At 72.2% G+C, this 24517-nt stretch carries 21 protein-coding genes; 9 read left to right on the forward strand and 12 right to left on the reverse strand.

Features of this window, described 5'->3' with window-relative positions:
* The first annotated feature begins 6 nt into the window (after nucleotides 1–6).
* Nucleotides 7–1176, forward strand: a complete 1170-nt coding sequence (locus ACZ5UI_RS14640; protein ID WP_464188025.1) for a hypothetical protein — start codon at nucleotides 7–9, stop codon at nucleotides 1174–1176.
* Between the two features lie 161 nt (nucleotides 1177–1337).
* The gene (locus ACZ5UI_RS14645; RefSeq protein ID WP_464188027.1) at nucleotides 1338–2228 is read left to right on the forward strand and encodes a DUF559 domain-containing protein; all 891 of its coding nucleotides are present in this window, start codon (nucleotides 1338–1340) and stop codon (nucleotides 2226–2228) included.
* On the opposite strand, the gene ACZ5UI_RS14650 is transcribed toward ACZ5UI_RS14645, so the two are convergent.
* The 3 genes from ACZ5UI_RS14650 to ACZ5UI_RS14660 all read right to left on the reverse strand — a co-directional run bounded on the left by ACZ5UI_RS14650 (nucleotide 2203) and on the right by ACZ5UI_RS14660 (nucleotide 5317).
* Nucleotides 2203–3324 (reverse strand): PucR family transcriptional regulator, encoded by a 1122-nt coding sequence (locus ACZ5UI_RS14650; protein WP_464188029.1) that lies wholly within the window; start codon nucleotides 3322–3324, stop codon nucleotides 2203–2205. The genes ACZ5UI_RS14645 and ACZ5UI_RS14650 overlap by 26 nt on opposite strands.
* Before the next feature lie 170 nt (nucleotides 3325–3494).
* Complete coding sequence (locus tag ACZ5UI_RS14655; protein WP_464188031.1) at nucleotides 3495–3866, reverse strand: P-II family nitrogen regulator; 372 nt, start codon at nucleotides 3864–3866, stop codon at nucleotides 3495–3497.
* On the reverse strand, nucleotides 3863–5317 hold the full coding sequence (locus tag ACZ5UI_RS14660; protein ID WP_464188033.1) for an ammonium transporter: 1455 nt from the start codon (nucleotides 5315–5317) through the stop codon (nucleotides 3863–3865). The genes ACZ5UI_RS14655 and ACZ5UI_RS14660 overlap by 4 nt, the downstream gene beginning before the upstream one ends.
* Nucleotides 5318–5568: 251 nt before the next feature.
* Here ACZ5UI_RS14660 and ACZ5UI_RS14665 point away from each other — a divergent pair, with 251 nt between their 5' ends.
* Nucleotides 5569–7710 (forward strand): glutamine synthetase III family protein, encoded by a 2142-nt coding sequence (locus ACZ5UI_RS14665; RefSeq protein WP_464188036.1) that lies wholly within the window; start codon nucleotides 5569–5571, stop codon nucleotides 7708–7710.
* Nucleotides 7711–7842: 132 nt separating this feature from the next.
* Here the strand turns inward: ACZ5UI_RS14665 and ACZ5UI_RS14670 are convergent, their stop codons facing one another.
* Complete coding sequence (locus tag ACZ5UI_RS14670; RefSeq protein WP_464188038.1) at nucleotides 7843–9210, reverse strand: FAD-binding oxidoreductase; 1368 nt, start codon at nucleotides 9208–9210, stop codon at nucleotides 7843–7845.
* Between the two features lie 39 nt (nucleotides 9211–9249).
* On the opposite strand from ACZ5UI_RS14670, the gene ACZ5UI_RS14675 reads away from it, so the two are divergent.
* Nucleotides 9250–10380 (forward strand): aldo/keto reductase, encoded by a 1131-nt coding sequence (locus ACZ5UI_RS14675; RefSeq protein ID WP_464188041.1) that lies wholly within the window; start codon nucleotides 9250–9252, stop codon nucleotides 10378–10380.
* Nucleotides 10381–10384: 4 nt separating this feature from the next.
* Entirely contained in the window at nucleotides 10385–10783 is a 399-nt protein-coding gene (locus ACZ5UI_RS14680; RefSeq protein WP_464188043.1) for a hypothetical protein, read from the forward strand.
* Here ACZ5UI_RS14680 and ACZ5UI_RS14685 read toward each other — a convergent pair.
* On the reverse strand, nucleotides 10780–11238 hold the full coding sequence (locus ACZ5UI_RS14685; RefSeq protein ID WP_464188045.1) for a nitroreductase/quinone reductase family protein: 459 nt from the start codon (nucleotides 11236–11238) through the stop codon (nucleotides 10780–10782). The two genes, ACZ5UI_RS14680 and ACZ5UI_RS14685, sit on opposite strands and share 4 nt — an antisense overlap.
* 52 nt (nucleotides 11239–11290) lie before the next feature.
* On the opposite strand from ACZ5UI_RS14685, the gene ACZ5UI_RS14690 reads away from it, so the two are divergent.
* Nucleotides 11291–12910, forward strand: coding sequence for an LCP family protein (locus ACZ5UI_RS14690; protein ID WP_464188048.1), 1620 nt, complete (start codon nucleotides 11291–11293; stop codon nucleotides 12908–12910).
* A gap of 5 nt (nucleotides 12911–12915) precedes the next feature.
* Here the strand turns inward: ACZ5UI_RS14690 and ACZ5UI_RS14695 are convergent, their stop codons facing one another.
* On the reverse strand, nucleotides 12916–13347 hold the full coding sequence (locus ACZ5UI_RS14695) for a nitroreductase/quinone reductase family protein (protein ID WP_464188050.1): 432 nt from the start codon (nucleotides 13345–13347) through the stop codon (nucleotides 12916–12918).
* A gap of 78 nt (nucleotides 13348–13425) precedes the next feature.
* On the opposite strand from ACZ5UI_RS14695, the gene ACZ5UI_RS14700 reads away from it, so the two are divergent.
* Both ACZ5UI_RS14700 and ACZ5UI_RS14705 read left to right on the forward strand, forming a co-directional pair.
* Complete coding sequence (locus ACZ5UI_RS14700; RefSeq protein WP_464188052.1) at nucleotides 13426–16935, forward strand: methionine synthase; 3510 nt, start codon at nucleotides 13426–13428, stop codon at nucleotides 16933–16935.
* A 10-nt stretch (nucleotides 16936–16945) separates the two neighbouring features.
* Nucleotides 16946–17656 carry a helix-turn-helix domain-containing protein gene (locus ACZ5UI_RS14705; protein ID WP_464188054.1) on the forward strand — a complete coding sequence of 237 codons (711 nt, stop codon included), beginning with the start codon at nucleotides 16946–16948 and terminating at the stop codon, nucleotides 17654–17656.
* On the opposite strand, the gene ACZ5UI_RS14710 is transcribed toward ACZ5UI_RS14705, so the two are convergent.
* The 5 genes from ACZ5UI_RS14710 to ACZ5UI_RS14730 all read right to left on the reverse strand — a co-directional run bounded on the left by ACZ5UI_RS14710 (nucleotide 17648) and on the right by ACZ5UI_RS14730 (nucleotide 21157).
* Entirely contained in the window at nucleotides 17648–17776 is a 129-nt protein-coding gene (locus ACZ5UI_RS14710) for a hypothetical protein (protein WP_464188056.1), read from the reverse strand. The two genes, ACZ5UI_RS14705 and ACZ5UI_RS14710, sit on opposite strands and share 9 nt — an antisense overlap.
* Before the next feature lie 145 nt (nucleotides 17777–17921).
* Entirely contained in the window at nucleotides 17922–18200 is a 279-nt protein-coding gene (locus ACZ5UI_RS14715) for a GIY-YIG nuclease family protein (RefSeq protein ID WP_464188058.1), read from the reverse strand.
* Nucleotides 18197–19687: a hypothetical protein gene (locus ACZ5UI_RS14720; RefSeq protein WP_464188060.1), complete on the reverse strand. Its 1491-nt coding sequence runs from the start codon at nucleotides 19685–19687 to the stop codon at nucleotides 18197–18199. The genes ACZ5UI_RS14715 and ACZ5UI_RS14720 overlap by 4 nt, the downstream gene beginning before the upstream one ends.
* Entirely contained in the window at nucleotides 19684–20274 is a 591-nt protein-coding gene (locus ACZ5UI_RS14725; RefSeq protein ID WP_464188062.1) for a hypothetical protein, read from the reverse strand. Before ACZ5UI_RS14725 ends, ACZ5UI_RS14720 begins: the two co-directional genes overlap by 4 nt.
* On the reverse strand, nucleotides 20267–21157 hold the full coding sequence (locus tag ACZ5UI_RS14730) for a MauE/DoxX family redox-associated membrane protein (protein ID WP_464188064.1): 891 nt from the start codon (nucleotides 21155–21157) through the stop codon (nucleotides 20267–20269). The genes ACZ5UI_RS14725 and ACZ5UI_RS14730 overlap by 8 nt, the downstream gene beginning before the upstream one ends.
* Before the next feature lie 54 nt (nucleotides 21158–21211).
* On the opposite strand from ACZ5UI_RS14730, the gene ACZ5UI_RS14735 reads away from it, so the two are divergent.
* On the forward strand, nucleotides 21212–22189 hold the full coding sequence (locus ACZ5UI_RS14735) for a CBASS cGAMP-activated phospholipase (RefSeq protein WP_464188066.1): 978 nt from the start codon (nucleotides 21212–21214) through the stop codon (nucleotides 22187–22189).
* Here ACZ5UI_RS14735 and ACZ5UI_RS14740 read toward each other — a convergent pair.
* Nucleotides 22186–24513 carry a lysylphosphatidylglycerol synthase domain-containing protein gene (locus ACZ5UI_RS14740; RefSeq protein WP_464188068.1) on the reverse strand — a complete coding sequence of 776 codons (2328 nt, stop codon included), beginning with the start codon at nucleotides 24511–24513 and terminating at the stop codon, nucleotides 22186–22188. The two genes, ACZ5UI_RS14735 and ACZ5UI_RS14740, sit on opposite strands and share 4 nt — an antisense overlap.
* Nucleotides 24514–24517 lie beyond the last annotated feature (4 nt).

Consider the following 24517-nt stretch of genomic DNA (forward strand, 5'->3'; position numbering starts at 1 on the left):
TCGCCCGTGAGCGCTCCGACGTTCGAGGTCCGCGCCTTCCGCGCCATGCCGGTGACCTCGGCGGTGGTCGTCCTGGAGCTCGAGGGACGCTTCAGCGATCCGACGCCGACCCGCCTGGGCCGGCCGTCGCTGCTCGTCGAGGCCGGGCGTGAGCGCTTCGAGCTGAGCCCGGTCGCGGGCGCCGATGCGGCCGCGGGGCCGGGCGGCGTGCCCTGGCGGGCGTCGTTCGCGCTGCCGTCCGCGGCGCTGGGCCGGTCGACGTTCGCGCTCGAGGTGGGTCGCGACCTGCTGGTCGACCTGCCCGCGCCGGACGTCGGCGAGGGCGACCGCGACGAGGGCGAGCGTCTGGCCCGCCTCGCCCGGGAGGCCAACGAGCTGCGTCGGCGCCTGGACGAGGCGGCCGAGCAGGCGGCCGCCGCCGAGCAGGCGGCAGAGTTGGCGCGCCTGGAGTCGGCCGCGGCGGTCGAGAAGGCCCAAGCGGCGGCCGCGGCGGCGACCGAGGAGGCCGCCCGGCAGGTCGAGGCGGTGCGCGAGCAGTCCGATCATCTGCTCGCCTCGGCGGCCACCGCGGCCGAGGCGGCGCTCGACGTCGAGCGCTCCCGCCACGCGCGCGAGGTCGCCGCGGTGCGCGAGCAGGCCAACCACTCGCTGTCCACGGCCGAGGACGAGGCCGAGCAGGCGATCGACGCGGTGCGCTCGCGTGCGGAGGCCGAGCGCCAGCGCCACGAGCGCGAGCTGGCCGCGGTGCGCGAGCAGGCCGACCGGGCGATGAAGACGGCGCTGGAGGAGCAGGCGGCCGCGGGCGACGCGGCTCCGCAGCCCGCCGAGCGGGTGCGCCCGTCGACGGCGGCCGGTCAGCTGTGGCGCGATCCCACGCCGACGCCCATCCCGGCGTCCGCGGCGCCGACCGAGGTCGTCGACACCGGCAACGACGAGACCGTCCGCGTGCTGTCGGGCCGCCGCCGCGCGCGCCACAGCGCCGAGGACGAGCGCGAGCCGGCCACGCTGGCCGACGGCGCCACGCGCGTGGGCGCCCGCTCGATCGGCTCCAGCCGATCGACCCCGCCCACTCGTTCCCGCGCGCGCGAGCCCCAGCGGATCGGCGCCCTCATCGCGCTGGCCGTGGCGATCGCCGCGTTCGTGCTCGTCGTCGTGTTGCGCGTGGGTCCGTTCTGACGCACGTTCGTCGCACACTGGTGTAGCGCTGTAACACGATCCCGGCCACGGTTGGCGCCATGGCCACGAACCCGCCCCACCCCCGCGACGTTGGCGGAGAAGGCCGTGACAGTCGCGGACAACTCCGCCAACGTCCCGATGCGGCGCGGATCCATCGCTCCGTGGGCGAGCTGGCCGAGCGGCAGCATGGTGTCGTCGCCACGCGGCAGCTCCGAGACCTCGGGGTCAGCGACGACATGATCCGCCACCGCGTCGGTGATCGCCGGTATGTCCCCCTGTACCGCGGCGTGGTCGCGGTCGGCCATGCCGCCCTGCTCATCGAGGGCCGGTGGATGGCGGCGGTCCTGGCCTGCGGACCGGATGCCGCGCTGACCTTCCGCGACGGGGCGATGCTCTGGGAGGTGGCGCGCACGAGCCGGGCGCGCATCGACGTGACCGTTCCGCGTCGCACCGGTGGGGCCAAGCACCCGGACGGCATCACGATCCATCGGTGCAAGCTCGATCCGGGCGACGTCACCGAGCGCAGCGGGATCCCGGTGACCACGCTCGCGCGGACGTTCCTGGACTTCGCGGAGGTGGCGCGCCCCGGTCAGCTGGAGCGCGCGCTGGAGGAGTCGGAGAAGCGCGGGCTCTTCGATCTGCACGCCGTCCTCGACGTGCTCGATCGGGCCAAGGGCCGCCGGGGCGTCAAGCCGCTGCGGCGCGCGCTCGACGTCTACGTCCCCGAGCCGCGGCGCCTGAGCTCGTGGCTCGAGCGTCACGCGCTCCCGCTGATCCGCGACGCGGGCCTGCCGATGCCGCAGGTCAACCTGCATCTGCACGGCCACGAAGTCGACCTCCAGTGGCCGCAGCAGCGGCTCGTGGTCGAGCTCGACAGCCGCGCGCACCACCACACGTTGCTGGCCTTCGAGCGCGACCGCTGGCGGGACGCCGACCACGTCGCCAACGGCTACCGGGTGATGCGCCTCACGCATCGGCGCATCACCCGGGAACCGCAAGCCGTCGCGGTGCTCCTCCAGCGTGCGCTCAGCGCGGCAGGCGCGGAGCGATGATGCGGTAGGCCTTCAGGCCGAGGCCGAGGCGCTCGCGGTCCTCGGACTGCATCGGGTCCAGGCCGGTCAGCTCCTTCACGCGGTCGAGCCGGTAGGCGACCGTGTGGCGGTGGGCGTAGATCGTCGCCGCCGTCGCGTTCATGTTGCAGTTCTGCTCGAGGTAGGCCTCGAGCGTGCCGACCAGGTCCGTGCGGTACTGGTCGTCGTAGCGGACGATCGGGGCGACGGTGTCCTCGTAGAAGGACCGCACCTCCTCGGGGTGCGAGGCGAGCACGCGGAACAGCAGCCGGTAGGTGCCGGTGCCGATGTCCTCGGCGATCGGCGCGTCGCTCTGGCGCAGGACGTCGAGCACCAGCTCGGCCTCCTGGATCGCCCGCGACAGGTCGCTGGGGTCCGCGTAGAACGACGAGACGCCAACGGTGCCGTGACGCTGCAGGCGCGTGGCCAGCCGGCGCGCGGCCTCCAGCGTGCGCTCCGGCGCGTCGTCGCCGCCCACCGCGGGCAGCAGCGCGTAGACGCGCGCGTCGTCCATGTGCTGAGCCAGCGCGCCCGGGTGCTCTCCGGAGATCGTGGCCACGACGTGGCGCGGACGGTCGGTGGTCAGCTCGGCGCACAGGATCACGGCGCCGCGCGACAGGTCGCAGCCCAGGCGGCCGGCCCGGCGCACGACCTCGCGCGGATCCAGGTCGGGGCGCGAGCGCAGCTCCTCCAGGAGCGAGCCGCGCAGGTTCTGCTCGACCTCCTCCTTGGCCTCCTCGACGGCGACCTCGGTCAGCGAGGCGACCGCGGCCAGGTGCAGGAACTCGGCGGCGTCGGGGTGCGGCTCGCCCGGAGCGGTCAGGAGCGCGACCACGCCGACGACGTCGTCGCCGGACTGGATCGGGGCCTCGGCCACCAGGTTCTCGGGCAGCGGCGAGGGCCGGTCCTTGACGCGATCGGTGGCGTAGCGGCGCAGCGCGCCGATCTCGGCGTCCTCCGGGAAGGCGACGGCGACGGCCAGTCGCGGCACGACGATGGCGACCGGCCCGCCGGCAGCGCTGGATGCGAGCTGGGCGACCCGGGTCAGGCCTTCGCCGCCGAGGACGGCGTCGACCATCTGGAGGTGCAGCTCGCGCAGGCGGGTGACAAGACCCGCACCCGCGCCACTGTCAGGCTGAAGTCGAGGCTGAGGCATCGGTAGGGACATCGATTCAAAGAAGGTGTTGCGCACCGGGGCGGAGGAGGCGGGCATCGGTGCCCGCCTCCCCCGCACCCGTGGCGCGGATCTCAGGACGCGGCGGCCGCCGCATCGGGGTGGGACTGCAGGATCTCCTCGCCGGACTCTCCTGTCCGCACGCGGAACGCCTGCTCGACCGGCAGCACGAACACCTTCCCGTCGCCGACCGCACCCGTGCGGCCGTGCTTGAGAACGGTGTCGACGATCGTCTGCACGTCGCTGTCAGCGACGACGCACTCGACCTTGATCTTCGGCCGCAGGTAGTTGGTCAGCTCGGCGCCGCGATAGCGCTCCGTGATCCCCTTCTGCCGCCCCGAGCCCTTGACCTCCGTGATCGTGATGGAGGGGAACCCGAGGTTCAGCAGCTCGGTACGGATCGGCTCGAACGCCTCGTGCCGCACGTAAGCGACGACCATCTTCATGTCGTGACCTCCTGGGAAGAGGCGACCGGCGCAGGCGCCACCGTCGCCGTCGGACCCCCGCCGTAGCCGATGAGCTCAGCCGGCGGGATGAACTGCTCCGGGTACCCGTACATCCCGTGCTCGGAGATGTCCAGACCGGCGTCCTCTTCCTCCTCCGTCACACGGAGGCCGTAGGTGACCTTGATCAGGTAGAACACGATCGAGCTGCTGATCAGCACGCCGAAGAACACGACGGCCACGCCCAGGGCCTGGACGCCGAGCTGCTCGAACGAACCGCTGTACACCAGGCCGGGATCGCCGACCGCGTTGTACTCCGCCAGCGCCGGCAGCGTGAACAGACCACAGGCGAGCGTGCCCCAGATGCCGCACAGACCGTGCGCGGTGAGGGCGCCCACCGGATCGTCCAGCTTCTTGTCGATGGCGTACACACCGAGCGGCACGATCACGCCCGCGACGGCGCCGATCACGACCGCCGCCCACGGGGCCACGTAGCCCGATGGTGCGGTGATGGCCACGAGCGCACCGATCGCGCCGTTGCCGGCCATGCCGATGTCGATCGTGCCGGTCTTCAGCTTCGCGGTCAGTAGCGCCAGCAGCACGCCCGCCGAGGCGGCCAGCTGCGTGGTGATGATGACCTCGGTGAAGCGTCCGTCCAGCGCGCCGAGCGTCGAGCCCGGGTTGAACCCGAACCAACCGAGCCACAGGATGAACACGGACAGGCCGAACAGCGGCATGTTGTGCCCGGGAATCGCCCGCGGCTTGCCGTTGCTGTCGTACTTGCCCTTCCGCGGCCCGAGCTGCAGCAGCACCGCCAGGCCGCCGGTGGCGCCGATCAGGTGGACCGCCGTGGAACCGGCGAAGTCCTGCATGCCCAGGTTGTTCTGCAGCCAGCCGCCGCCGAACACCCAGCCCGAGAAGATCGGGTAGATGACCGAGGCGAAGATGACGGCGTAGATGATGTAGACGCCGAACTTGATGCGCTCGAGCGTCGTCCCCCACACGATGGCCAGCGACACGGCGCAGAACACCATCTGGAAGAACCACTTGGACTCGATCGTCGCGTCCGAGAAGCCCATGATCGGGAACGCCGTCTGGGGATCGCCGAAGTCGCGCAGGAAGAACCCGTGCGTGCCGATGATGTGGCCGGCCTCGCCGCCGAAGGCGAACGCGAAGCCAACGGCCCAGTAACAGATCGCGGCGATCGAGAAGTTGGTCAGAACCTTCGCGACGACCGTGCCTGCGTTCTTTCCACGCGAGAAGCCGATCTCGAGAAAAGCAAAACCGGCCTGCATGAACATGACGAGGATGCCGGCGACGGCAACCCACATCGAGTTGATGCCGACGGAATCCGCGGGGCTGCCGGTGTACAAGTCGGCGAACGCCGCCTGGGGAAGTGCCAATGCGGCGACCGCGACGACAAGCGCGGTCGCAGCCAGGCGTGAACGACTCATTGCCAGGATGTCCTCCTCGGGGGGTGAGAGTGCGACGTGAATCCTCAAGACAACCCCCGCACCCTCATATGGACCGATGTCGAAAGATCCGCTGACCCGGGTTGTCCACGTTGTCGAGAGGGCTTGGCCCGACGTGCGAAAGCAGCTACACCATGTTTCGACAGCGGGATAAGGTCGAACAGCGCCTGCGCATCTAGCCTCACCCGCTCACGGCCGAACCGGACTTTTTACGAGGAGGAAGAACCTCACCCATGCCCGCCCCGAGGACCCGTCAGCAGAACGTCACCGCAGCCCAGTGGGCAGCCAATGGCGGTCTGGGCGCCACCGACCTCACCGAGTCGATTGACTACTACGGCGAGAACGTCTTCTCGCCCGCAGTGCAGAAGGACCGCCTGTCGAAGGACACGTTCAAGCGCCTGCAGGCCGCGGTGGCCAACGGCGAGGGTCTGGACGTCGATCTGGCCAACGAGGTCGCCAACGCGATGCTCGAGTGGGCGCTGGAGAAGGGCGCGACCCACTACACCCACTGGTTCCAGCCGCTCACCGGCGCGACCGCGGAGAAGCACGACGCCTTCTTCGACCCGCAGCCCGACGGCACCGCGATCACGGAGTTCAAGGGCAAGGACCTGATCCAGGCCGAGCCGGACGCCTCCTCGTTCCCCTCCGGTGGTCTGCGCGCGACCTTCGAGGCCCGCGGCTACACCGCCTGGGACCCGACGTCGCCCGCCTTCATCCTGGAGAACCCCAACGGGGCGCTGCTGTGCATCCCGACGGCGTTCGTCTCGTGGACCGGCGAGGCGCTGGATCAGAAGATCCCGCTGCTGCGCTCGATGAACGCGCTCTCCAAGGCCGCGGTCAAGGCGGCGGCGCTGCTCGGCGTCGAGGCCGACCACGTCTACACGAGCGTCGGGCCCGAGCAGGAGTACTTCCTGATCGACGAGCAGTACTACTACGAGCGCCCGGACCTGGTGAACACCGGACGCACCCTGTTCGGCGCCAAGCCGCCCAAGGGCCAGCAGCTCGACGATCACTACTTCGGCGCCATCCCGGAGCGCATCCTCGCGTTCATGATGGAGTCCGAGCGCGAGCTCCAGCGCCTGGGCGTGCCGATCAAGACCCGCCACAACGAGGTCGCGCCCAACCAGTTCGAGCTGGCGCCGATCTACGAGGGCTCCAACGTCGGCGCTGACCACCAGCAGCTGACGATGCAGATCATGCAGAACGTGGCCCGCAACTACGGGCTGGTCTGCCTGCTGCACGAGAAGCCGTTCGCCGGGGTCAACGGCTCGGGCAAGCACAACAACTGGTCGATCGGCACGTCGAGCGCCAACCTGCTCGATCCGGGCGAGACGCCGCACGAGAACCTGACGTTCCTGTTCTTCTGCGCCGCCGTCCTGAAGGCCGTCGACACCTACCAGGCGCTGCTGCGGTCGACCGTGGCCAACGCCGGCCAGGATCACCGCCTGGGCGCCAACGAGGCCCCGCCGGCGATCATCTCGGTGTTCCTCGGCTCCGAGCTGACCAACGCCTTCGAGTTCATCGAGAGCGGCGTCGGCGACGGCAAGACGCCCAAGGAGACGCTGGACCTGGGCACGCCCCTGCTGCCCGTGCTGCCCAAGCACGGCGGCGACCGCAACCGGACCTCGCCGTTCGCCTTCACGGGCAACAAGTTCGAGTTCCGCGCGCTGGGCTCGTCGCAGTCGATCTCGCTGACCAACACGGTGCTCAACACGATCGCCGCCGAGGCCATCGACGATCTGGCCGGTCAGCTGGCCCCGCTGCTGGACGCCGGCACCGACCTCGGCGAGGCCGTGCTGAAGGTCGTCAAGGACACCTACACCGCCCACAAGCGGATCGTGTTCAACGGTGACGGCTACACGGAGGACTGGGAGAAGGAGGCCGCCGAGCGCGGTCTGCTGAACCTGCGCACCACGCCGGACGCGCTGCCCTACCTGACCGACGCGGCCACGGTGGCGCTGTTCGAGAAGTACGCGGTGCTGTCCGAGCGCGAGCTGGAGGCGCGCGAGGAGATCCTCACCGAGCAGTACGTCATCAAGCTCAACATCGAGGGCGAGACCACCGCCCAGATCGCGCGCACGATGATCCTGCCCGCCGCGGTCCGTCACCTGTCCGAGCTGAAGGCGGCCGGCAACGAGCAGCTCATCGGCGAGACGGACGAGCTCCTCAAGGAGCTGTTCTTCGCCATCGAGAAGCTCGAGTCGGCCAACGAGGTCCACCAGGACTCGACGATCCACGAGGAGGCCAAGTACATGCTCGAGGTCGTGATCCCCGCGATGCTCGGCGTGCGCGAGGTGGCCGACAAGCTCGAGAAGATCGTGGCCGACGACCTGTGGCCGCTGCCCAAGTACTGGGAGATGCTGTTCATCAAGTAGGCCCCGGCCGACCTTGATGTGGTGCGAGAGCCCCGGCCCCGGCCGGGGCTCTCGTCGTTCCGCGCGCGGCCGCCGTTGTCAGCTTGGCGTCGCATAGCGACGCTGAACCGACAATCGTCGCCACGGCCCGCGCTAGGCGCCGCTAGCGACCTTCCCGGGATTGAACAGGTCGTCGGGATCGAGGGCGCGCTTGATCGCGCGCATCAGCTCGACGCCGCCCGCGCCGTGCTCGGCCTCCAGGTACTGGGACTTGCCGTAGCCGACGCCGTGCTCGCCGGTGCAGGTGCCCTCGTGGTCGATGGCCCGGCGCACGAGGCGGTCGTGGAAGGCCATCGCGCGGTCGCGCTCGGCGGCGTCGTCGGGGTCGAGCAGGAGCGTCACGTGGAAGTTGCCGTCGCCGACGTGGCCGAGGATCGTGCCGATCAGGCCGTGGTCATCGAGGTCGGCGCGAGTGGCCAGCAGCACGTCGACCAGGGCGCTGACCGGGACGCAGGCGTCGGTCGTCATCACCGTGCAGCCCGGGCGCAGCGACTTGGCCGCGTGGTAGGCGTCGTGGCGGGCCCGCCACAGCGCGCGGCGCTCGCTCTCCGACGCCGCGAAGCGCCACTCCAGCACCCCGTGCTCGCCGGCGATCCGCTCGACGTCGGCGCCCTGGGTGACGACCTCGTCCGCGCCCCCGTGGAACTCGAAGAACAGCGTCGGCGCGACGGTCATGTCCATCTGCGCGTAGCGGTTGGTGGCCTCGACCTGCCGTTCGTCGATCAGCTCCATGCGGGCCACGCGCACGCCCTCGGCGCTGACGGCGATCACGCACTCGACCGCCGCGCGCAGCGTGGCGAACACCGCGACCGCGGCCGACATCGCCTCCGGCGTGGGCTGCAGGCGCAGCGTCACCTCGAGCACCAGGCCGAGCGTGCCCTCCGAGCCGATCATCAGCCGGGTCAGGTCGTAGCCGGCCGACGACTTGCGCGCCCGCGACCGCGTGCGCACGAGCTCACCGCCCGGCGTGACCACCAGCAGCGACAGGACGTTCTCGCGCATCGCGCCGTAGCGCACGGTCATCGTGCCCGAGGCGCCGGTGGCCACCATCCCCCCGATCGTCGCGTCGGCACCGGGGTCGACGGGGAAGAAGACGCCCTCGGGCAGCAGCTTGGCCTCCAGCTGGCGGCGGGTCACGCCGGCCTGCACGGTCACGTCGAGATCGTCGATCGACAGGCGCAGGATGCGGTTCATCTGGCTCAGGTCGACGCACACGCCACCGCGCAGCGCGGCGATGTGGCCCTCCAGCGAGGTGCCCGCGCCGAACGGGACGATCGGCGTGGCGTGCGCGCGGCAGATGCGCACGATCGCCACGGCCTCCTCGTTGCTGTGCGGGAACACGACGACGTCCGGCGGCGCAGGCGCGTGGAAGGACTCGTCCGTGCCGTGCTGGCGGCGCACGTCGTCGCCGGTCTGCACCCGCTCGGACCCCAGCAGCGCGGTCAGCTCGTCGATCAGCACGGGCCGCAGTATCGCGGGTGGCCCACTAGCCTGCGGGGCATGGCTCTGGACCCCACGCCCACCGCGCTCGGCGCCTGGTCGGGCGGGCGCTTCATGCACTTCGGCGAGCCGCTGGACGACGAGCGCCTGACCGCGCTGCTGACCCCCGGCGACGGCGTCGACACCGTGATCACCGCCGACGTCTACGGCCAGGGCGAGGCCGACGTGCTGGTCGGCCGGGCGATCGCCGACCGGCCCCGCGACAGCTTCTGCCTGGTCGGCGCGGTCGGCCACGACTTCTACGAGGGCGAGCGCCAAGGGGCCAAGGGCTTCCCCCGCTTCACCGCCACGCAGCCGCCCGAGCGCTGGGCCACGTACCTGCGCGACGCGACGGCGCGCTCGGCCGAGCGCTGCGGCGTCGACGCCTTCGACCTGCTGCTGCTGCACAACCCCGACCGGGCCGGCTACAGCGACCCGCGCGTGTGGGAGGGGCTGGAGGCGGTGCGGGCGGCGGGCCTCACGCGCCGGCTCGGCGTCGCGCCCGGTCCGGCCAACGGCTTCACGCTGGACCTGATCGACTGCTTCGAGCGCTTCGGCTCCAGCATCGACTGGGCGATGATCATCCTCAGCCCGATGGAGCCCTGGCCGGGCGAGCTCGTGCTCGACGCGGCGGCCGCGCACGACGTGCGCACGATCACCCGCGTGGCCGACTACGGCGGGTTGTTCTGGGACGACGTACGGCCCGGGCACGACCTGCGCGAGCACGACCATCGCCGCTTCCGCCCCGCCGGCTGGATCGAGCGCGGCAGCGAGCGCCTCGAGCGGATGCGCCCGATCGCCGCTCGCCACGGCCTCACGGTGATGCAGCTGGCCTGCCAGTGGAACCTCGCGCACCCGACCGTCGGCTGCGTGGCCCCCTCGCTGATCCAGGAGGCCGGACCGGGCGCCCGCACGGTCGAGCACAAGCGTGAGGAGATGGCCACGCTGCCCGCGGAGGTGCTGCTCAGCGCGGCCGAGGTCGACGAGCTGCGCGCGATCGGCGACAACGTCGGTTCGATGGCGCTGAAGGGCGGCTCGCCCGAGCACGAGGGCGACGCGCTGCCCGATCGCTGGACGCTGGACGGCGAGCTCGCGCAGGTCGCGGAGCGCTGGGCGATCGACCCGGCACGCGACCTGGTCAAGTCGGCCTAGCCGCGTGCGCCCGCACCGCGTGATGGCCGAGGCGGCGCGGGAGATCGGGCGGGTGCTGCGCGGGGCCACCGAGACGCACAACCGCCTGCGCGAGCGGATCGTCGCGCTGGTGCTGTTCACGGTCATCGTCGACCTGATCTGCGGGGTGCTGGCCTGGCGCCTGGAGCGCCACGCGCCGGACACCGAGGTGCACACCTTCGGCTCGGCGCTGTTCTGGACGTCGTCGCAGCTGCTGACCGTCTCGTCCTCGATGAAGAACCCGCTGACCACCGGCGGGCGCATCCTCGACGTCGGGATGGAGGTCTACGCGATCACCGTCGTGGCCACGCTGGCCGGCGCGTTCGGCGCCTTCCTGCACCAGCGCGGGCGCGAGCGCCACGCGGCGCAGGCCCAGACGAGCTAGCGGGGCTCGAGCAGGAGCACCGGGATGTGGCGGTCGGTGGCCTGGCGGTAGGTGTCGTAGCCCTTGTAGAGCTCGACCATCATCTCGTACAGGCGCTCCCGCTCCTCGCCTTCCACGACGCGCGCGTGCACCGGGCGCGGCGCGTCCTCGCGGGGCAGGTCGACGGTCACGTCGGGGTGCGCGAGCAGGTTGTGGTACCAGGCCGGGTTGCGGTCCGAGCCGCCCCGGGAGGCGATGATCACCAGGTTGTCGCCGTCGTGGCCGAAGACCAGCGGCACCGTCCGCTCGGTGCCCGACTTGGCCCCGACGTGGTGCAGGACGAGGATGCCCGCCTTGCCCCACTTCGCCCCGATCCGCCCGCCGCTGACCCGCAGCAGCACGACGTGCAGCTTGCCCGCGAGGTCGATCGCCTTCCAGGCCTTGGAGTCCGGCTTGGGCGGCTTGTAGCTGGGCATCGCGCGGAGCCTACCCCGGAAAGCGTCCTGCTGCCTGACTACCCTGACGCCTTTGGCGGTTTCAGGGACGAGCATCGACGACGATCGCCCACCGCGGGTCGCGCTCAGCGTCCTGTGGCGATTGGCGCTGGGCGGGGTCATCATCGTGCTGGCCACGGCGGGCGCCGTGGCCGCGACGGTCCTGCTGCAGGTCAAGGACGTCGTCGACATCATCCGCAACGAGGGCCACGTCGCCCAGGTCAGCCCGGGCACACTGGAGCCGGTCAAGCCGGGCAAGCCGCAGACGCTGCTGCTCGTGGGGTCCGACCACCGCTACGGCACCGAGCGCCAGGACGCGCGCTCGGACACGATGATGCTCGTGCGCCTGGATCCCGATCAGCAGGCCACCGCGGTGCTGTCGATCCCGCGCGACCTGCAGGTGGAGATCCCCGGGCGCGGCATCGCGAAGATCAACGAGGCCTACAGCCTGGGCGGCCTGGACCTCGTCGCGCGCACGATCAAGCAGCTGCTCTCCCAGCCGGGCGACCCGTTCAAGATCAACCACGTCGTGGGCGTCAACTTCGTCGGCTTCCGCGACGCGGTCGACCAGATCGGCTGCGTGTACTCCGAGGTCGACCGTCGCTACTACCACTCCAACGCCGGCCTCCCCGCCTCCGAGCAGTACGCCGAGATCAACATCCAGCCCGGCTACCAGAAGCTGTGCGGCAACCAGGCGCTGGCCTTCGTGCGCTTCCGCCATCTCGACAACGACCTCGTCCGGGCCGCGCGCCAGCAGGCGTTCCTGCGCGACGCCAAGGATCAGATGGCCACCCAGGACCTGCTCGGCCAGATGAAGCCGCTGGTGCGGATCTTCGCCAAGGCGACCGAGACCGACAAGAGCCTGCAGAGCTCGTCGTCGCTGCTCGGCCTGGCTCGCCTGGCCATCTACTCCTCCGGCCATCCGGTGCGTCAGATCAAGTTCCCGGCCACCTTCGTCAACCAGACCGACGGCCTGCTCGACGGCACGGTCACGGGCATGGGCGACTACGTGACCGCCACGCCCGACCAGCTGGCCGACATCGTCCACGAGTTCATGAACGCCGCGCCGGTACCCGAGGGCGAGCAGTCCGACCAGGACGCCGCCCCGGACGCGTCGAGCTCGGAGAAGCAGAAGGCGACCGAGAGCAAGCGCACCAGCCGCGACGACGAGCCCGACCACTACGGGCTGATCGACGCGCGCACCACCGGCGAGGACCTGGTGGCCACGACGATGACCAAGCACCGGGGCGACCTGCCGTTCCTGCTGCCCAGCTGGCTGACGCCGAACGGGCGCTACGCCGCCGACACGCCGCCCAACGCCCGCTCGCCGCGGATCTACACGATCCGCGATCGCGACGACAAGAAGCACCGCGCCTACCGGCTGGTCGTGTCCGAGAACCCGGTGCTGGGTCAGTACTACGGCATCCAGGGCACGAACTGGATGAACCCGCCGATCCTCGACGGGTCGTTCGACAAGCGCCGCATGGACGGGCGCACGTTCCAGCTCTACTGGGACGGCAAGAAGCTGCGCGTGGTGGCGCTGAAGACGAAGAACGGCGTGTACTGGGTCTCCAACACGCTGACCAACTCGCTCAGCAACAACCAGATGCTGGGCATCGCGCGCTCGCTGAAGCGCTTCGGCAGCCCGGTCTAAGCGCCTTAGCGGGGCTCGAGCAGCAGCACGGGAATGCGCCGCTCGGTGCGCTTCTCGTAGCTGGCGAAGAACTTCCAGTCGGCCACCATCAGGGCCCACAGCCGTTCGCGCTCGGGGCCCTCAGGGACCTCGCGCGCGTGCACGGCCCGGCGGCGGTCCTCTCCGGGGATCTCGATCTCGACGTCGGGGTGGGCGCGCAGGTTGTAGATCCAGGACGGGTTGTGGGCGGTGCCGCCCTTGGATCCGACGATCACGTACCCGGAGCCGTCGGCCATCGGGTGGTAGAGCAGCGGGGTCGTCCGGGGCGTGCCCGACTTCGCGCCGACGTGGTGCAGCAGCAGGAAGTGCAGGCGCCCGAAGCGGCCGCCGATCCTGCCGCGGGTGATGCGCACGAGCCACGTGTGCCACACGAACGAGCGCCAGAGCCACTTCTCCATGACGGCGACGCTAGTGCATGACCATCCGTCCACAACCTTGACGCGGTCGTGTCAAGGTTGCGCTAGGATCTCGTGTCGATGCGGGATTACGCCAGGACCATTCGCGAGCGCGTCGTCATCTTCGACGGCGGCATGGGTGCGACCCTCGAGCAGTTCGACCTGACCGAGGCCGACTACGGCGGGCTGCCGGGCAAGTGCCACGAGGCGCTGATCCTGCACCGCCCCGACGTGATCGCGGGCGTGCACGACTCGATGGTCGCCGCCGGCGCCGACGTCGTGCAGACCGACACCTTCCAGGCCAGCCGCCTGAAGCTCGACGAGTGGGGCCTGGGCGACTACACGCTGGAGATCAACCAGGTCGCCGCGGAGATCGCCCGCCACGCGATCGGCGGCGGCGACGAGCGCTTCGTGGCCGGCTCGATCGGGCCGACCGGCTTCCTGCCCGCCTCCGACGACCCCACGCTCGGCGCGATCGGCTTCCGCGAGCTGGTGGCGATCTTCGCGGAGCAGGCGCGCGGCCTGCTCAAGGGCGGCGTCGACCTGATGGTCATCGAGACCGTCCAGGACATCCTCGAGGCCAAGGCCGCCGTGTTCGGCGTGCGCGAGGCGTTCAAGGCCGCCGGCCGCGCCGTGCCCATCCAGGTCTCCGTCTCGCTGCTGCCCAACGGCGGCAAGATGCTGCTGGGCACCGACATCGACGCCGCGCTGACCACGCTGGAGGCGCTCAAGGTCGACGTGATCGGCCTGAACTGCTCCACCGGCCCCGAGGACATGCGCGACGCGATCCGCTTCCTGGGCGAGAACTCCCCGCTGCCGATCTCGTGCGTGCCCAACGCGGGCATCCCGATCCAGGGCCCGCACGGCGAGACGATCTTCCCCGAGGAGCCCGGCCCGCTCTCGCACACGCTGGGCGACTTCGTCGAGCGCTACGGCGTGGGCATCGTCGGCGGCTGCTGCGGCACCACCCCCGGCCACATCCACGCGATCTCCGAGCGCTGCAAGGCCCACAAGCTCGGCCCGCGCCCGGCCCCGCGCCCGCCGCGCGTGTCGTCGATGATCGCCGCCACGCCGCTGGTGCAGGAGCCCTCCCCCACGCTGGTCGGCGAGCGCGTCAACTCGCAGGGCTCGCGCAAGGCCAAGGAGCTGCTGCTGGCCGACGACTACGACGGCCTCGTGCAGGTCGCCGAGGACCAGGTCGAGGGCGGCGCCCACGTGCTGGACCTGTGCGTCGCGCTGACCGAGCGGGCCGACGAGGACGAGCAGATGCGCACGGTGGCCAAGCGCGTGTCGCTGGCCCAGCCCGCGCCGATCCAGGTCGACTCGACCGAGCCCGACGTGATCGCCAAGGCCCTGGACCAGATCCCGGGCCGGGCGATCGTCAACTCGATCAACCTCGAGGCCGGCCGCGACAAGGCCGACACCGTGATCCCGATGGCCGTCGAGCACGGCGCGGCGCTGATCGCGCTGACCATCGACGAGGTCGGGATGGCCAAGACGGCCGCGCGCAAGGTCGAGATCGCCACGCGCATCAAGGAGATCGCCTGCGACGAGCACGGGCTCGACCCCGAGCTGCTGATCTTCGACGTGCTGACCTTCACGCTGACCACCGGCGACGAGGAGTGGCGCCCGTCCGCGGTCGAGACGATCCACGGCATCCGCGAGGTCAAGGCCGCGCTGCCCGGTGTCAAGACGTCGCTCGGCGTCTCCAACGTGTCCTTCGGCGTGGGCCAGCCCGCCCGCGCGGTGCTCAACTCGGTCTTCCTGCATCACTGCGTCGAGGCCGGGCTGGACCTGGCGATGGTCAACCCCAACCACATCACGCCCTACGGCGAGATCGACGAGCACGAGCGCCAGCTGGCCGACGACCTCGTCTGGAACCGCTCCGAGGACGCCCTGGAGAAGTTCATCGCCCACTTCGAGTCCAAGGGCGCGGTGGCCGAGGACGAGAAGGTCGACGCCACCGCGGGCATGGAGCCCGAGGAGGCGCTGCACTTCCACATCCTGCGCCGCAAGAAGGACGGCGTCGAGGACTGGATCGACCGCAGCGTCGAGAAGATCGGCGCGGTCCCGACCCTCAACGACGTCCTGCTGCCCGCGATGAAGGAAGTGGGCGACAAGTTCGGCGCCGGCGAGCTGATCCTGCCCTTCGTGCTGCAGAGCGCCGAGGTCATGAAGAAGGCCGTCGCGCGCCTGGAGAACTACCTGGACCGCCTCGAGGGCTACACCAAGGGCACGGTCGTCCTGGCCACCGTGTTCGGCGACGTGCACGACATCGGCAAGTCGCTGGTCAACACGATCCTGTCCAACAACGGCTACACGGTCATCGACCTGGGCAAGCAGGTCCCGATCGGCACGATCGTCGAGGCCGCGGTCGAGCACAACGCGACGGCGATCGGCCTGAGCGCGCTGCTCGTCTCGACCTCCAAGCAGATGCCGCTGGCTATCCAGGAGCTGCACGAGCGCAAGCTCGAGTTCCCGGTGCTGGTCGGCGGCGCGGCGATCAACCGCGACTTCGCCCTGCGCGCGCTGTACCCCAAGGGCGCCGATTCGGACGAGACCTACGAGGCCGGCCTGTTCTACTGCAAGGACGCCTTCGAGGGCCTGGCCAAGATGGACGCGCTGGTGGAGCCCGACGCGCGCGCGGCGCTGGTCGCCGACACGCGCGACCGCGCCCAGCGGCTGCGGGAGAAGGGCCCGCAGGCCGAGGAGCTCGACACCGGCGACGACAGCGTGCGCAGCGCGGCGCGGACCGACAACCCGGTTCCCGAGCCGCCGTTCTGGGGCGTGCGGGAGCTGGAGGTCGACCTCGAGGACGTCTACCCCCACCTCGACACGCACGTGCTGTTCAAGCTCCACTGGGGCGGGCGCGGCGTGAAGGGCGAGGCCTGGGAGCAGCTGGTCAACGAGGACTTCCAGCCCCGGCTGGAGCGCATGTGGCGCGAGCAGGACTACCTGCGCCCGAAGGCCAAGCTGGGCTACTTCCCGTGCTACTCGGAGGGCAACGAGCTGGTCGTGCTCGATCCCGAGGATCGCCAGACCGTGCTCGAGCGCTTCGTCTTCCCGCGCCAGCCCAAGCACTCGCGCATCTGCCTGGCCGACTTCTACCGCCCCAAGGACAGCGACGAGCTGGACGTCGTCGCCTTCCAGGCGGTCACGGCCGGCGACGAGGTCACCGACCTGATGGCGAAGCTGGAACAGGACGGCGAGTTCGCCGAGCAGCTGTTCGTGCACGGGCTCGGCGTGCAGGTGGCCGAGGGCCTGGCCGAGTGGGTGCACGCGAAGGTGCGCTCGGATCTGGGCATCGAGGCCACCCAGGGCCGCCGCTGGTCGTGGGGCTACCCGGCCGCGCCGGAGCAGTCGGAGCTGACGAAGTTCTTCACGGTGATGGAAGCGCCGTCGATCGGCCTGCGCCTGTCGGGCGGCTACGCGCTGGAGCCCGAGCAGTCGACCGTGGCGATCGTCGCGCACCACCCGCAGGCCGTGTACTTCGGCATGAAGTCCGGGTTCCTGCCGGAGGAGGCCTCGCCCGACGACGTCATCAAGGGCTCCGACCGCGACGCGTCTTTGGGAGCGCTGCCGGCGGGGTAGCTTGAGGCTCGTGGGCTATCGCGAGCGAGCCGGCGCCGCCCCGGTGCGGCCGTGGGTGCAGTGCGTCTGGGACATCGATTCCGACGACGCCGAGGACGTGCTGCCCGACGGCTGCATGGACGTGCTGTGGACCGGCTCCCGGCTGCTCGTCGCGGGCACCGACACGATCGCCAACCGCTCGGCCGTCCCCGCACAGCCCACGCACATCGTCGGCGTGCGCTTCCGGCCCGGCGCCGGCGGCCCGGGTCTCGGGCTGCCGGCCAGCGAGCTGCGCGACGCCCGGGTCGAGCTGGCCGACGTGTGGGGCGCGCGGACCGCACGCGAGCTGACCGAGCGCCTGCAGGACGCCGGCTCGGTGGCCGAGCGCGCGGCCCTGCTGGAGGACGCGGTCGCCGCGCGGGTCGGGCCGCTGGATCCGGTCACGCTGGCCGCCACCGAGCGCATCGGCCGCGGTGAGCGCGTCGCCGACGTGGCCCGCGACGTGGCCCTCAGCGAGCGCCAGCTGCGCCGGCGCTTCCACGACGCCGTCGGCTACGGGCCCAAGACGCTGGGGCGCGTGCTGCGCCTGCAGCGCTTCCTGGCGCTGGCCCGGGCGGCCCCGGCCGATGGGCTGGCCGCGCTGGCCGCCGCCGCGGGCTACGCCGACCAGGCGCACCTCAGCGGCGACGCCCGGTCGCTGACCGGGCGCACGCCGACGCGCCTGTTGACGCGCTCAGCCTGAGCGGCGCACCGAGGTCTGCACCGCGGTGCGCTGCGACTCGATCGACGGCTTGGACAGGACGAGCAGCATGTGGACCACGAGCAGGACCATCGGAATGCCGAGCAGGCTGATGTAGATCACCGGGGGTTCTCCAGCTGGGGAATGAATCTCCCGCCGCCTCCCAAGCGGGCTGGACCGCCACCGTCGCGCACGACCGCGCCGATCCGAGACGGACGCGCAGCGATGTGGAGGTTTCGCGCCCAGAGACGACGCGAAACGTGCAGGTTCAGGAAGCTTGAACGGGCGGCGTGTGGCGCGCGGCCAGCGCGAGCTTCTCGTCCCGCGTCAGGCGCTTGATGCGGATCTCCTCACGCATCGCCGCCGAGCGGTCGACCATCGGCAGCGCCGCGGCCAGCTCGATCGGCTGGCGGCTGGCGGTGTAGCGCCCGCCCTTGCCGGCCGCGTGCGCGGCCACGCGGCGATCGAGGTCGTTGGTCCAGCCGCAGTACAGCGAGCCGTCGCCGCAGCGCAACAGGTACACCCAGGCCGCGGGGGCGTCGCTCACCGCGCGACCCGCAGCACGCTGGGCGCGCCGCCGCGGCGGGGCTGGCGGGTGACGTAGGCCGCCGTGGCGTCCAGCGCCGTGCCCAGGAGGCGATAGGGCGCGGCGGGCACCACGCCGTCGCGATCCTCGGGCCGCACGCCCTGGTCGGTGTGGCCGTGGCCGTGGCCGCCGTCACGGGCGGCCAGGCCGCCGGTGCGCAGCAGCACCCGGCCGCCCCGACCGGGACGCGCCGTGGTCAGGCGCAGCTCCTGGTGCAGCCCGGTCGCGCGCACGAACAGCAGCTGGTCGCCGTACAGCGCGGGCGCGGTCAGCAGCACGCGCGCCTCGCGGCGCAGCGTCGTCGAGCGGGCGCCGGGCGTGGCCAGGTTCAGCGCGCGGATCTGCGAGCCGCGGGTCGTCGCGCTGGCCCAGGCCAGCAGGTCGCCGCTCAACGCGGGGCGGCTGATCGATCCGGGCGCGGGCGCGCTGTCGATCGTGCGCGGCAGAGCGCCGGGCGTGGCCAGGTCGAGCACGCGCACGCGGTCGGGGCTGGGCTGACGCCAGGCCAGCCAGCGCGCCGAGACGGCCAGCGCGTCGGCGCCGGCGGCCAGCGGGACGGGCGTCGCGGCGCCGGTGGCGCGGTCGACGACGGTGACGGTGCCGTCGGCGGCGACGAACGCCAGCTTGCCCCCGCCGAGTGCCGGCAGGCGGCCGCCGACCGACGTGGGCGCGGCGCCGGCCGCGATCAAACCGTCGGCGCCGGGAACGCTCCAGGCCAGCGCGCCGGTGTCGACGCTGGGATCCGTGGCCGGGCTGGCCACCTGCGTGGCCGCGTGGGCCGAGCCGCCGGCCAGCGCGCCGGCCACGCCGAGCAGGGCCAGCGCGTCGACCAGGCGCGTGGTGCGCAGCAGCGCCGGGCGCTCGGCCATCGCGGTGATCGCGCGGGCGCCGAACGCGGTGTCGGTCAGCGGGGCCAGCACGACGATCGGCAGCGCGCGGCCGACGCCGAAGGCCAGGCCGAGGATCAGGCCCAGCTGGACGTCGGCCACGGCGACGCTGACCGCGGCGAGGGCGGGCAGCGCGAAGGAGAGCACGAACGTGGTGAAGCCGAGGCCGAGCAGGATCCCGTACAGGAACGCGGCGACCGGCAGCGGCAGGACGCGCCGCCATGACTCGGGCACCTGGCGGCGCAGCTGGGGCGCGATGCGGATGCCCAGCGCGTCCAGCGCGGCGGCCACCAGCGCGATCGCGGCGGCCAGGCCGAGCGCCGCGCCCCCACCCTGCAGGGCCGAGCCGAGCGCGGCCAGCCCGCCGAAGGTGATCGCTCCGCCGAGCGGCGCGCCCAGCGCGAACGTCACGCAGGAGGCGATCGTCCGGCGGCGCCCGCCCGCGTGCCCGGCGGGGCCGAGCGTGTCGATCATCGAGAAGCCGCAGGGCGACCAGGTGCCGGTGAACCCGGCGACCAGGCCGGCCACGGCCAACGCGATCGCGGCCAGCGTGACGGTCAACACGGCACCTTCGTCTGGAAGTACATGACGCAGAAGACCTTGCGGCCCTCGTAGCAGTAGCCGGTCAGCGCGGCGTCGCCGTTGATGCGCTTGTCGTGGTGGGCGCAGCAGTCGACGAGCTTGCGCACGTGGCCGCCGCAGCACCGATACCAGGAGCCGTCGACGCGGGGCTGGAAGTCGAACCGGTCGCCGGCCGCGGTGCAGACCTTCGTGCGGGTGGCCACCGGGAGCGGGCGCCCGTCGGGATCGGTCAGCGGCGTGCCGTCCTCGGCCACCGGGCGCCCTTGGGCGTCGATGCGCCGACCCAGGTCGTCGACCGGCTTGCCGTCCTTGGCCCGGATCGGGAGCCCGCGCGCGTCGATCCGGGGCAGGCCGGTCGGGTGTGGGCACGAGCCGGTCGTGTAGATGTGGCCGCAGAAGTGGAAGGCCTCGGCCTCCCCGGGCTTGATCGCGCGCGCCGCGACGCCCGCCGCGGTGCCCGCGAACAGCAGCTTGGAGACGCGCGCGAGCAGCCCGCGACGCGACGTGTTGGCGGCCAGTCCCTCGGCCAGGTCGCCGACGCTCCGCCGGCCGTCGGGCTCAGCCACCCACGCCCTCCGCGGCCCGGTGCTGCGCCGTGGCCAGCACGCTCTCCAGCTGACCCAGCCCGTTGAACGTGCCCTTGGCCAGGACCGTCGCGTCGAGCGGGTCCAGCGCGACCGCGAACGGGCTGCCGGGGATCGCCGCGGCGCGCCAGGCGTCGGCGTCGGCCACCTCGTCGAGCACCACGACGGCGAGCTCGTCCTCGCGGGCCAGCATGGCCACGGCGGGCGCCACGGCCTGGCACATGCGACAGCCCTCCGACGAGAAGACCGCGAGCGCCAGACGGGTCTGCGCGGTCGGCTCGGCGCGCTCGAGCAGCAGCGGCGCGGGCTCACCCAGCGGCGGACCCTCTTCGGGGATCTCCAGCGCCTGCTGCGGCCCGATGGCCATGCGCAGGACGCCGACCTCGCGGGCCAGGGCCAGCACGGCGACCACGAGGCCGGCGATGGCCACCGCGCAGGCGCCCAGGCCGAGCGCGAGCCAGGCCTGCGTCGAGGCCGGACCGTCGGGCAGGAAGGGCAGCGCGGCGAAGGCGGCGGCCAGGATCAGGTCGCGGACGACCGCGGCCGGGCTGACGGTCGAGCGGGCGCCGAAGCAGGCGCACGGCGCGCCCCGGCGGCCGCGGGCCAGCGCGACGCCCTGGCCGACGGCGAACGCCGCCATCAGCGCGGCGGCGGCGTAGGCGGCGGGATCCAGGCCGATCGCCACCGTCACGGCGAGGACGACCTCGGCCAGCACCACCGCCGCCCAGGCCACGCGCTGCAGCGCGGGCGCGTGGAGGCCGAAGGTGGCCAGCGCCGCCACGCTGGTGCGGGGCGCTGCGAGCTTGAGCCCCGCAGCGGCGAGCAGGAGCGCGGCGAGGATCAGACCGACAACCGTGTGCAACATCCGTCCGGCACGCTATCGCCCGGCGTCCCGGAAAGGCGTAACGTGGCGTTTGCGATGCGGGTCCTGAGCATCGATGGCGGGGGAATCCGGGGCATCGTCCCCGCGACGGTGCTGGCCGCGCTCGAGGCGCGCGCCGGGCGGCCGGTGTGCGAGCTGTTCGACCTGATCGGCGGCACGTCGACGGGCGGCATCCTCGCGCTGGCCCTGACCCGGCCAGGCGACGGGGCGCCCCGCTGGACCGCCGAGGAGATCGTCGCGCTGTACCGCGAGGAGGGCCCGCGGATCTTCTCCCGCTCGCTGGGCCGGCGCATCAGCAGCGTCGAGGGCCTGATCGACGAGCGCTACTCCAACGTGCCGCTGCGCGAGGTCCTCCAGCGCTACCTCGGCGAGACGACCGTCGACCAGGCGCTGACGGACGTGTTCGTCACCACCTACGACCTGATCGCGCGCAAGCCGAGGTTCTTCAAGAGCTGGCGCGAGGACGCCGGCATCCCGATGGCCCTGGCCGCCGAGGCGACCGCCGCCGCGCCGACCTACTTCGAGCCGGTCGCCGTCGGCGACGCCGCCCTGATCGACGGCGGCGTGTTCGCGGGCAACCCGGCGATGTGCGCCTACGCCGAGGCGGTGCGCCTGTGGCCGGGCGAGGACATCACCGTCCTATCGCTGGGCACGGGCAGCCAGACCCGCCCGATCCCGCTCGAGCACGCGCGCGGCTGGGGCGTCCTGGAATGGGCCCGCCCGATCATCGACGTCGTCTTCGACGGGTCCAGCGACGCGGTCGACTACCAGCTCGAGCACGTGCTCGGCGAGCGCTACGTGCGCCTGCAGACCGCGCTCGATCGGGCCAACGACGACATGGACGACGCGTCGCCGGAGAACCTCGCCGCGCTCGAGGCGACCGGGCGCGCGTTGGTGGCGGAGAACGCCGCGGTGCTGGACCGGCTCGCTGACCCCCGGGCCGTTGTCAGGTTGGCGTCGCATAGCGACGCCGATCCGACAACGGTGGCGGGCGCTCGCGGACGCTCGCGCTAGGCCTCGACCTTGGCCGTGCTGCCGCCGTCGTTGCGCAGCGGCCGCAGCTCGACCGGCGCGGTGTGGATCGCGCGCAGGCGAACGTCCTTCCAGGACAGCCCCTCCTTGACCAGCGACGGCGCGCCCATCACGAAGGCCGTGGCGATCTCAACGGCCTGCAGGATGATGCCGTAGGCCAGCGCGTCGGCGTAGGAGACGTGGTAGCCGGCGGTCAGCACCGCGACGCAGGCGGCCTGGAAGACGCCGATGTTGGACGGCGTGATCGGCACCGCGGCCGTCACGTTGACCGCGAACAGCACGGCCGCCGCGGCAGCCAGGCCGGCGCGCGCGTCCAGCCCCAGCGCGACGAGCAGGACGTAGCAGGACATCCACTGGATGACCCAGGCCAGCAGCTGCATGAAGACGGCCTCGGAGCCCAGCCGCGGCTTGCGGAAGACGGCCAGACCCTCGCGCACCCGGGTCAGCGCCGCGCGGCTCTTGGCCACGGCGTTGCGCACCCGGCGCGAACGCGACGGCGCACCCGCGCGCAGCAGCGCCGGCGCCAGCAGGACGATGACCAGCAGGATCAGCGGCACGACCGCGAAGGCGATCAGCGCGCCCTTGTGCCCGCGGAACAGCCCGATCGACGAGAACATCACGATGCCGAGCAGCACCAGGGCGAAGACGTTCAGCAGCGCCTGGGAGACGATCGTGCCCGCCACGGTCGGGAGCACCTCGCGCTGACGGCCGCCGATCCGCCGGGACACCACCAGCGCACGCGCGGGCTCGCCCAGGCGCGCCGGCAGCGTCGCGGACATCAGGACGCCGATCGAGGTCCCGCGCAGCACATCGCGCCGGCCGACCCGCACGCCCGGCAACGCCGCCCGCAGGATCGCCCGCCAGGCCACGGAGCGCACGACCATCGACAGGCACATCAGGGCCAGTCCGGTCAGCACCCAGGTCGGGCTCGAGCGCCACAGCGCATCGCCGATCCGCTGCACGCCGATCCGCTCCAGCGCCAGCCAGGACAGGCCGATGCCGGCCAGGGCGGCCAGGATCACGCCGAAGCGCCGGGCGAAGGTGACCCAGCCCGGCCGCGTACCGGCGGGCGCCGGCTCCAGGCTGGGCTGACGCCGGGCGCGCTCATAGGGCTGCCCGTCGGCGGGCACGAGCCCGTGCTTGGCCCCGAAGCGCCGCACGGCGCCCTCGGGCGCGGGCATCGCCGCCGCGTCCTCGTAGCTCTCCAGCAGCTGCCCGGCCACGGTCGGCCAGGCGAAGCGCTGAGCCGACTGCGCGGCCTGCGCGCCGAGCTCGTGCCCGCGGGCTGGCTCCAGCGCCAGGTCGCGCAGCGTCTCGGCCAGCGCGGTCGCGTCGCCCCGGGGAACCAGCAGGCCGTCGCGGCCGTGGCGGACGACGTCGCGGTAGCCGGCGATGTCGGAGGCGACGACCGGCGTGCCCGCGGCGAACGCCTCGGTCAGCACCATGCCGAACGACTCGCCGCCCAGCGACGGGGCGCACAGCACGTCGGCGGTGCGCAGGATCTCCAGCTTGCGGGCGTCGTCGACCGGGCCCCACGCGTCGATGCCCTCCAGGTCCTCCAGCAGCATCGCGACGTCGGCGGTGTTGGCGCCGACGATGTCCAGGTGGGCCGGGACGTGCTCGCGCAGCGCCTCGAAGGCGCGCAGCAGGATCGGCAGGCCCTTGCGCTCCACGGCCTGGCCGACGAACGCGATGCGCAGCGGCTCATCGACGGCGCGCAGCGGGCGCGTGATCGGCTCGCCCACGTCGACGCCGTTGGGGATCACGCGGTAGCGGCCGCCGTAGAAGCGGCGCCCGGTCCACGCGGCGGCGTCGCTGACGGCCACGCGCACGGCCAGGCGGTTCATGCGCCGGCGGGAGCCCAGCAGGGCGGCGGTGCCGTGCGAGAACGCGTTCTCGGAGTAGGTGTGGAACGTGCCGACCAGCGGCGCGTCGGTCGACATCAGCGCGTCCCAGCCGAGGGTCGGGGCGACCGGCTCGTGCAGGTGGACGACGTCGTAGCCGCCGGTGCGCAGCTCGCGGCGCATCGCGACGATCGAGCTGGGCGCGTGGGCGATGTTGGACACCGCGCCGTTGGACTGGACCCCGATCGTGCGCCCGAGCGGCACCAGGTAGTCGGGGATCTCGCGCGGCTGGGGCTGGGCGCCACGATGCATCCGCACGGAGCGGCGATCGTCGGGGTCGTACGGCGCAAGCACCCGAACGTCGTGCCCTCCTTGGAGGTACTGACCCGCCAACGCTTCGATGTGCCGCGTCACGCCCCCGGGGTACGTCCATGAATATGGCGACACCAGGGCGATGCGCATTCAA

It is taken from the genome of Conexibacter sp. JCM 18997 (assembly GCF_055391915.1).

Bases quoted from the DNA above. Each gene is read 5' to 3' on its own strand.
- ACZ5UI_RS14660 (WP_464188033.1), bottom strand. From the start codon at position 5,317: ATGAGTCGTTCACGCCTGGCTGCGACCGCGCTTGTCGTCGCGGTCGCC.
- ACZ5UI_RS14695 (WP_464188050.1), bottom strand. From the start codon at position 13,347: ATGGAGAAGTGGCTCTGGCGCTCGTTCGTGTGGCACACGTGGCTCGTG.
- ACZ5UI_RS14740 (WP_464188068.1), bottom strand. From the start codon at position 24,513: ATGCGCATCGCCCTGGTGTCGCCATATTCATGGACGTACCCCGGGGGC.
- ACZ5UI_RS14730 (WP_464188064.1), bottom strand. From the start codon at position 21,157: ATGTTGCACACGGTTGTCGGTCTGATCCTCGCCGCGCTCCTGCTCGCC.
- ACZ5UI_RS14700 (WP_464188052.1), top strand. From the start codon at position 13,426: ATGCGGGATTACGCCAGGACCATTCGCGAGCGCGTCGTCATCTTCGAC.
- ACZ5UI_RS14735 (WP_464188066.1), top strand. From the start codon at position 21,212: ATGCGGGTCCTGAGCATCGATGGCGGGGGAATCCGGGGCATCGTCCCC.
- ACZ5UI_RS14665 (WP_464188036.1), top strand. From the start codon at position 5,569: ATGCCCGCCCCGAGGACCCGTCAGCAGAACGTCACCGCAGCCCAGTGG.
- ACZ5UI_RS14650 (WP_464188029.1), bottom strand. From the start codon at position 3,324: ATGGTCGACGCCGTCCTCGGCGGCGAAGGCCTGACCCGGGTCGCCCAG.
- ACZ5UI_RS14655 (WP_464188031.1), bottom strand. From the start codon at position 3,866: ATGAAGATGGTCGTCGCTTACGTGCGGCACGAGGCGTTCGAGCCGATC.
- ACZ5UI_RS14685 (WP_464188045.1), bottom strand. From the start codon at position 11,238: ATGCCCAGCTACAAGCCGCCCAAGCCGGACTCCAAGGCCTGGAAGGCG.
- ACZ5UI_RS14675 (WP_464188041.1), top strand. From the start codon at position 9,250: ATGGCTCTGGACCCCACGCCCACCGCGCTCGGCGCCTGGTCGGGCGGG.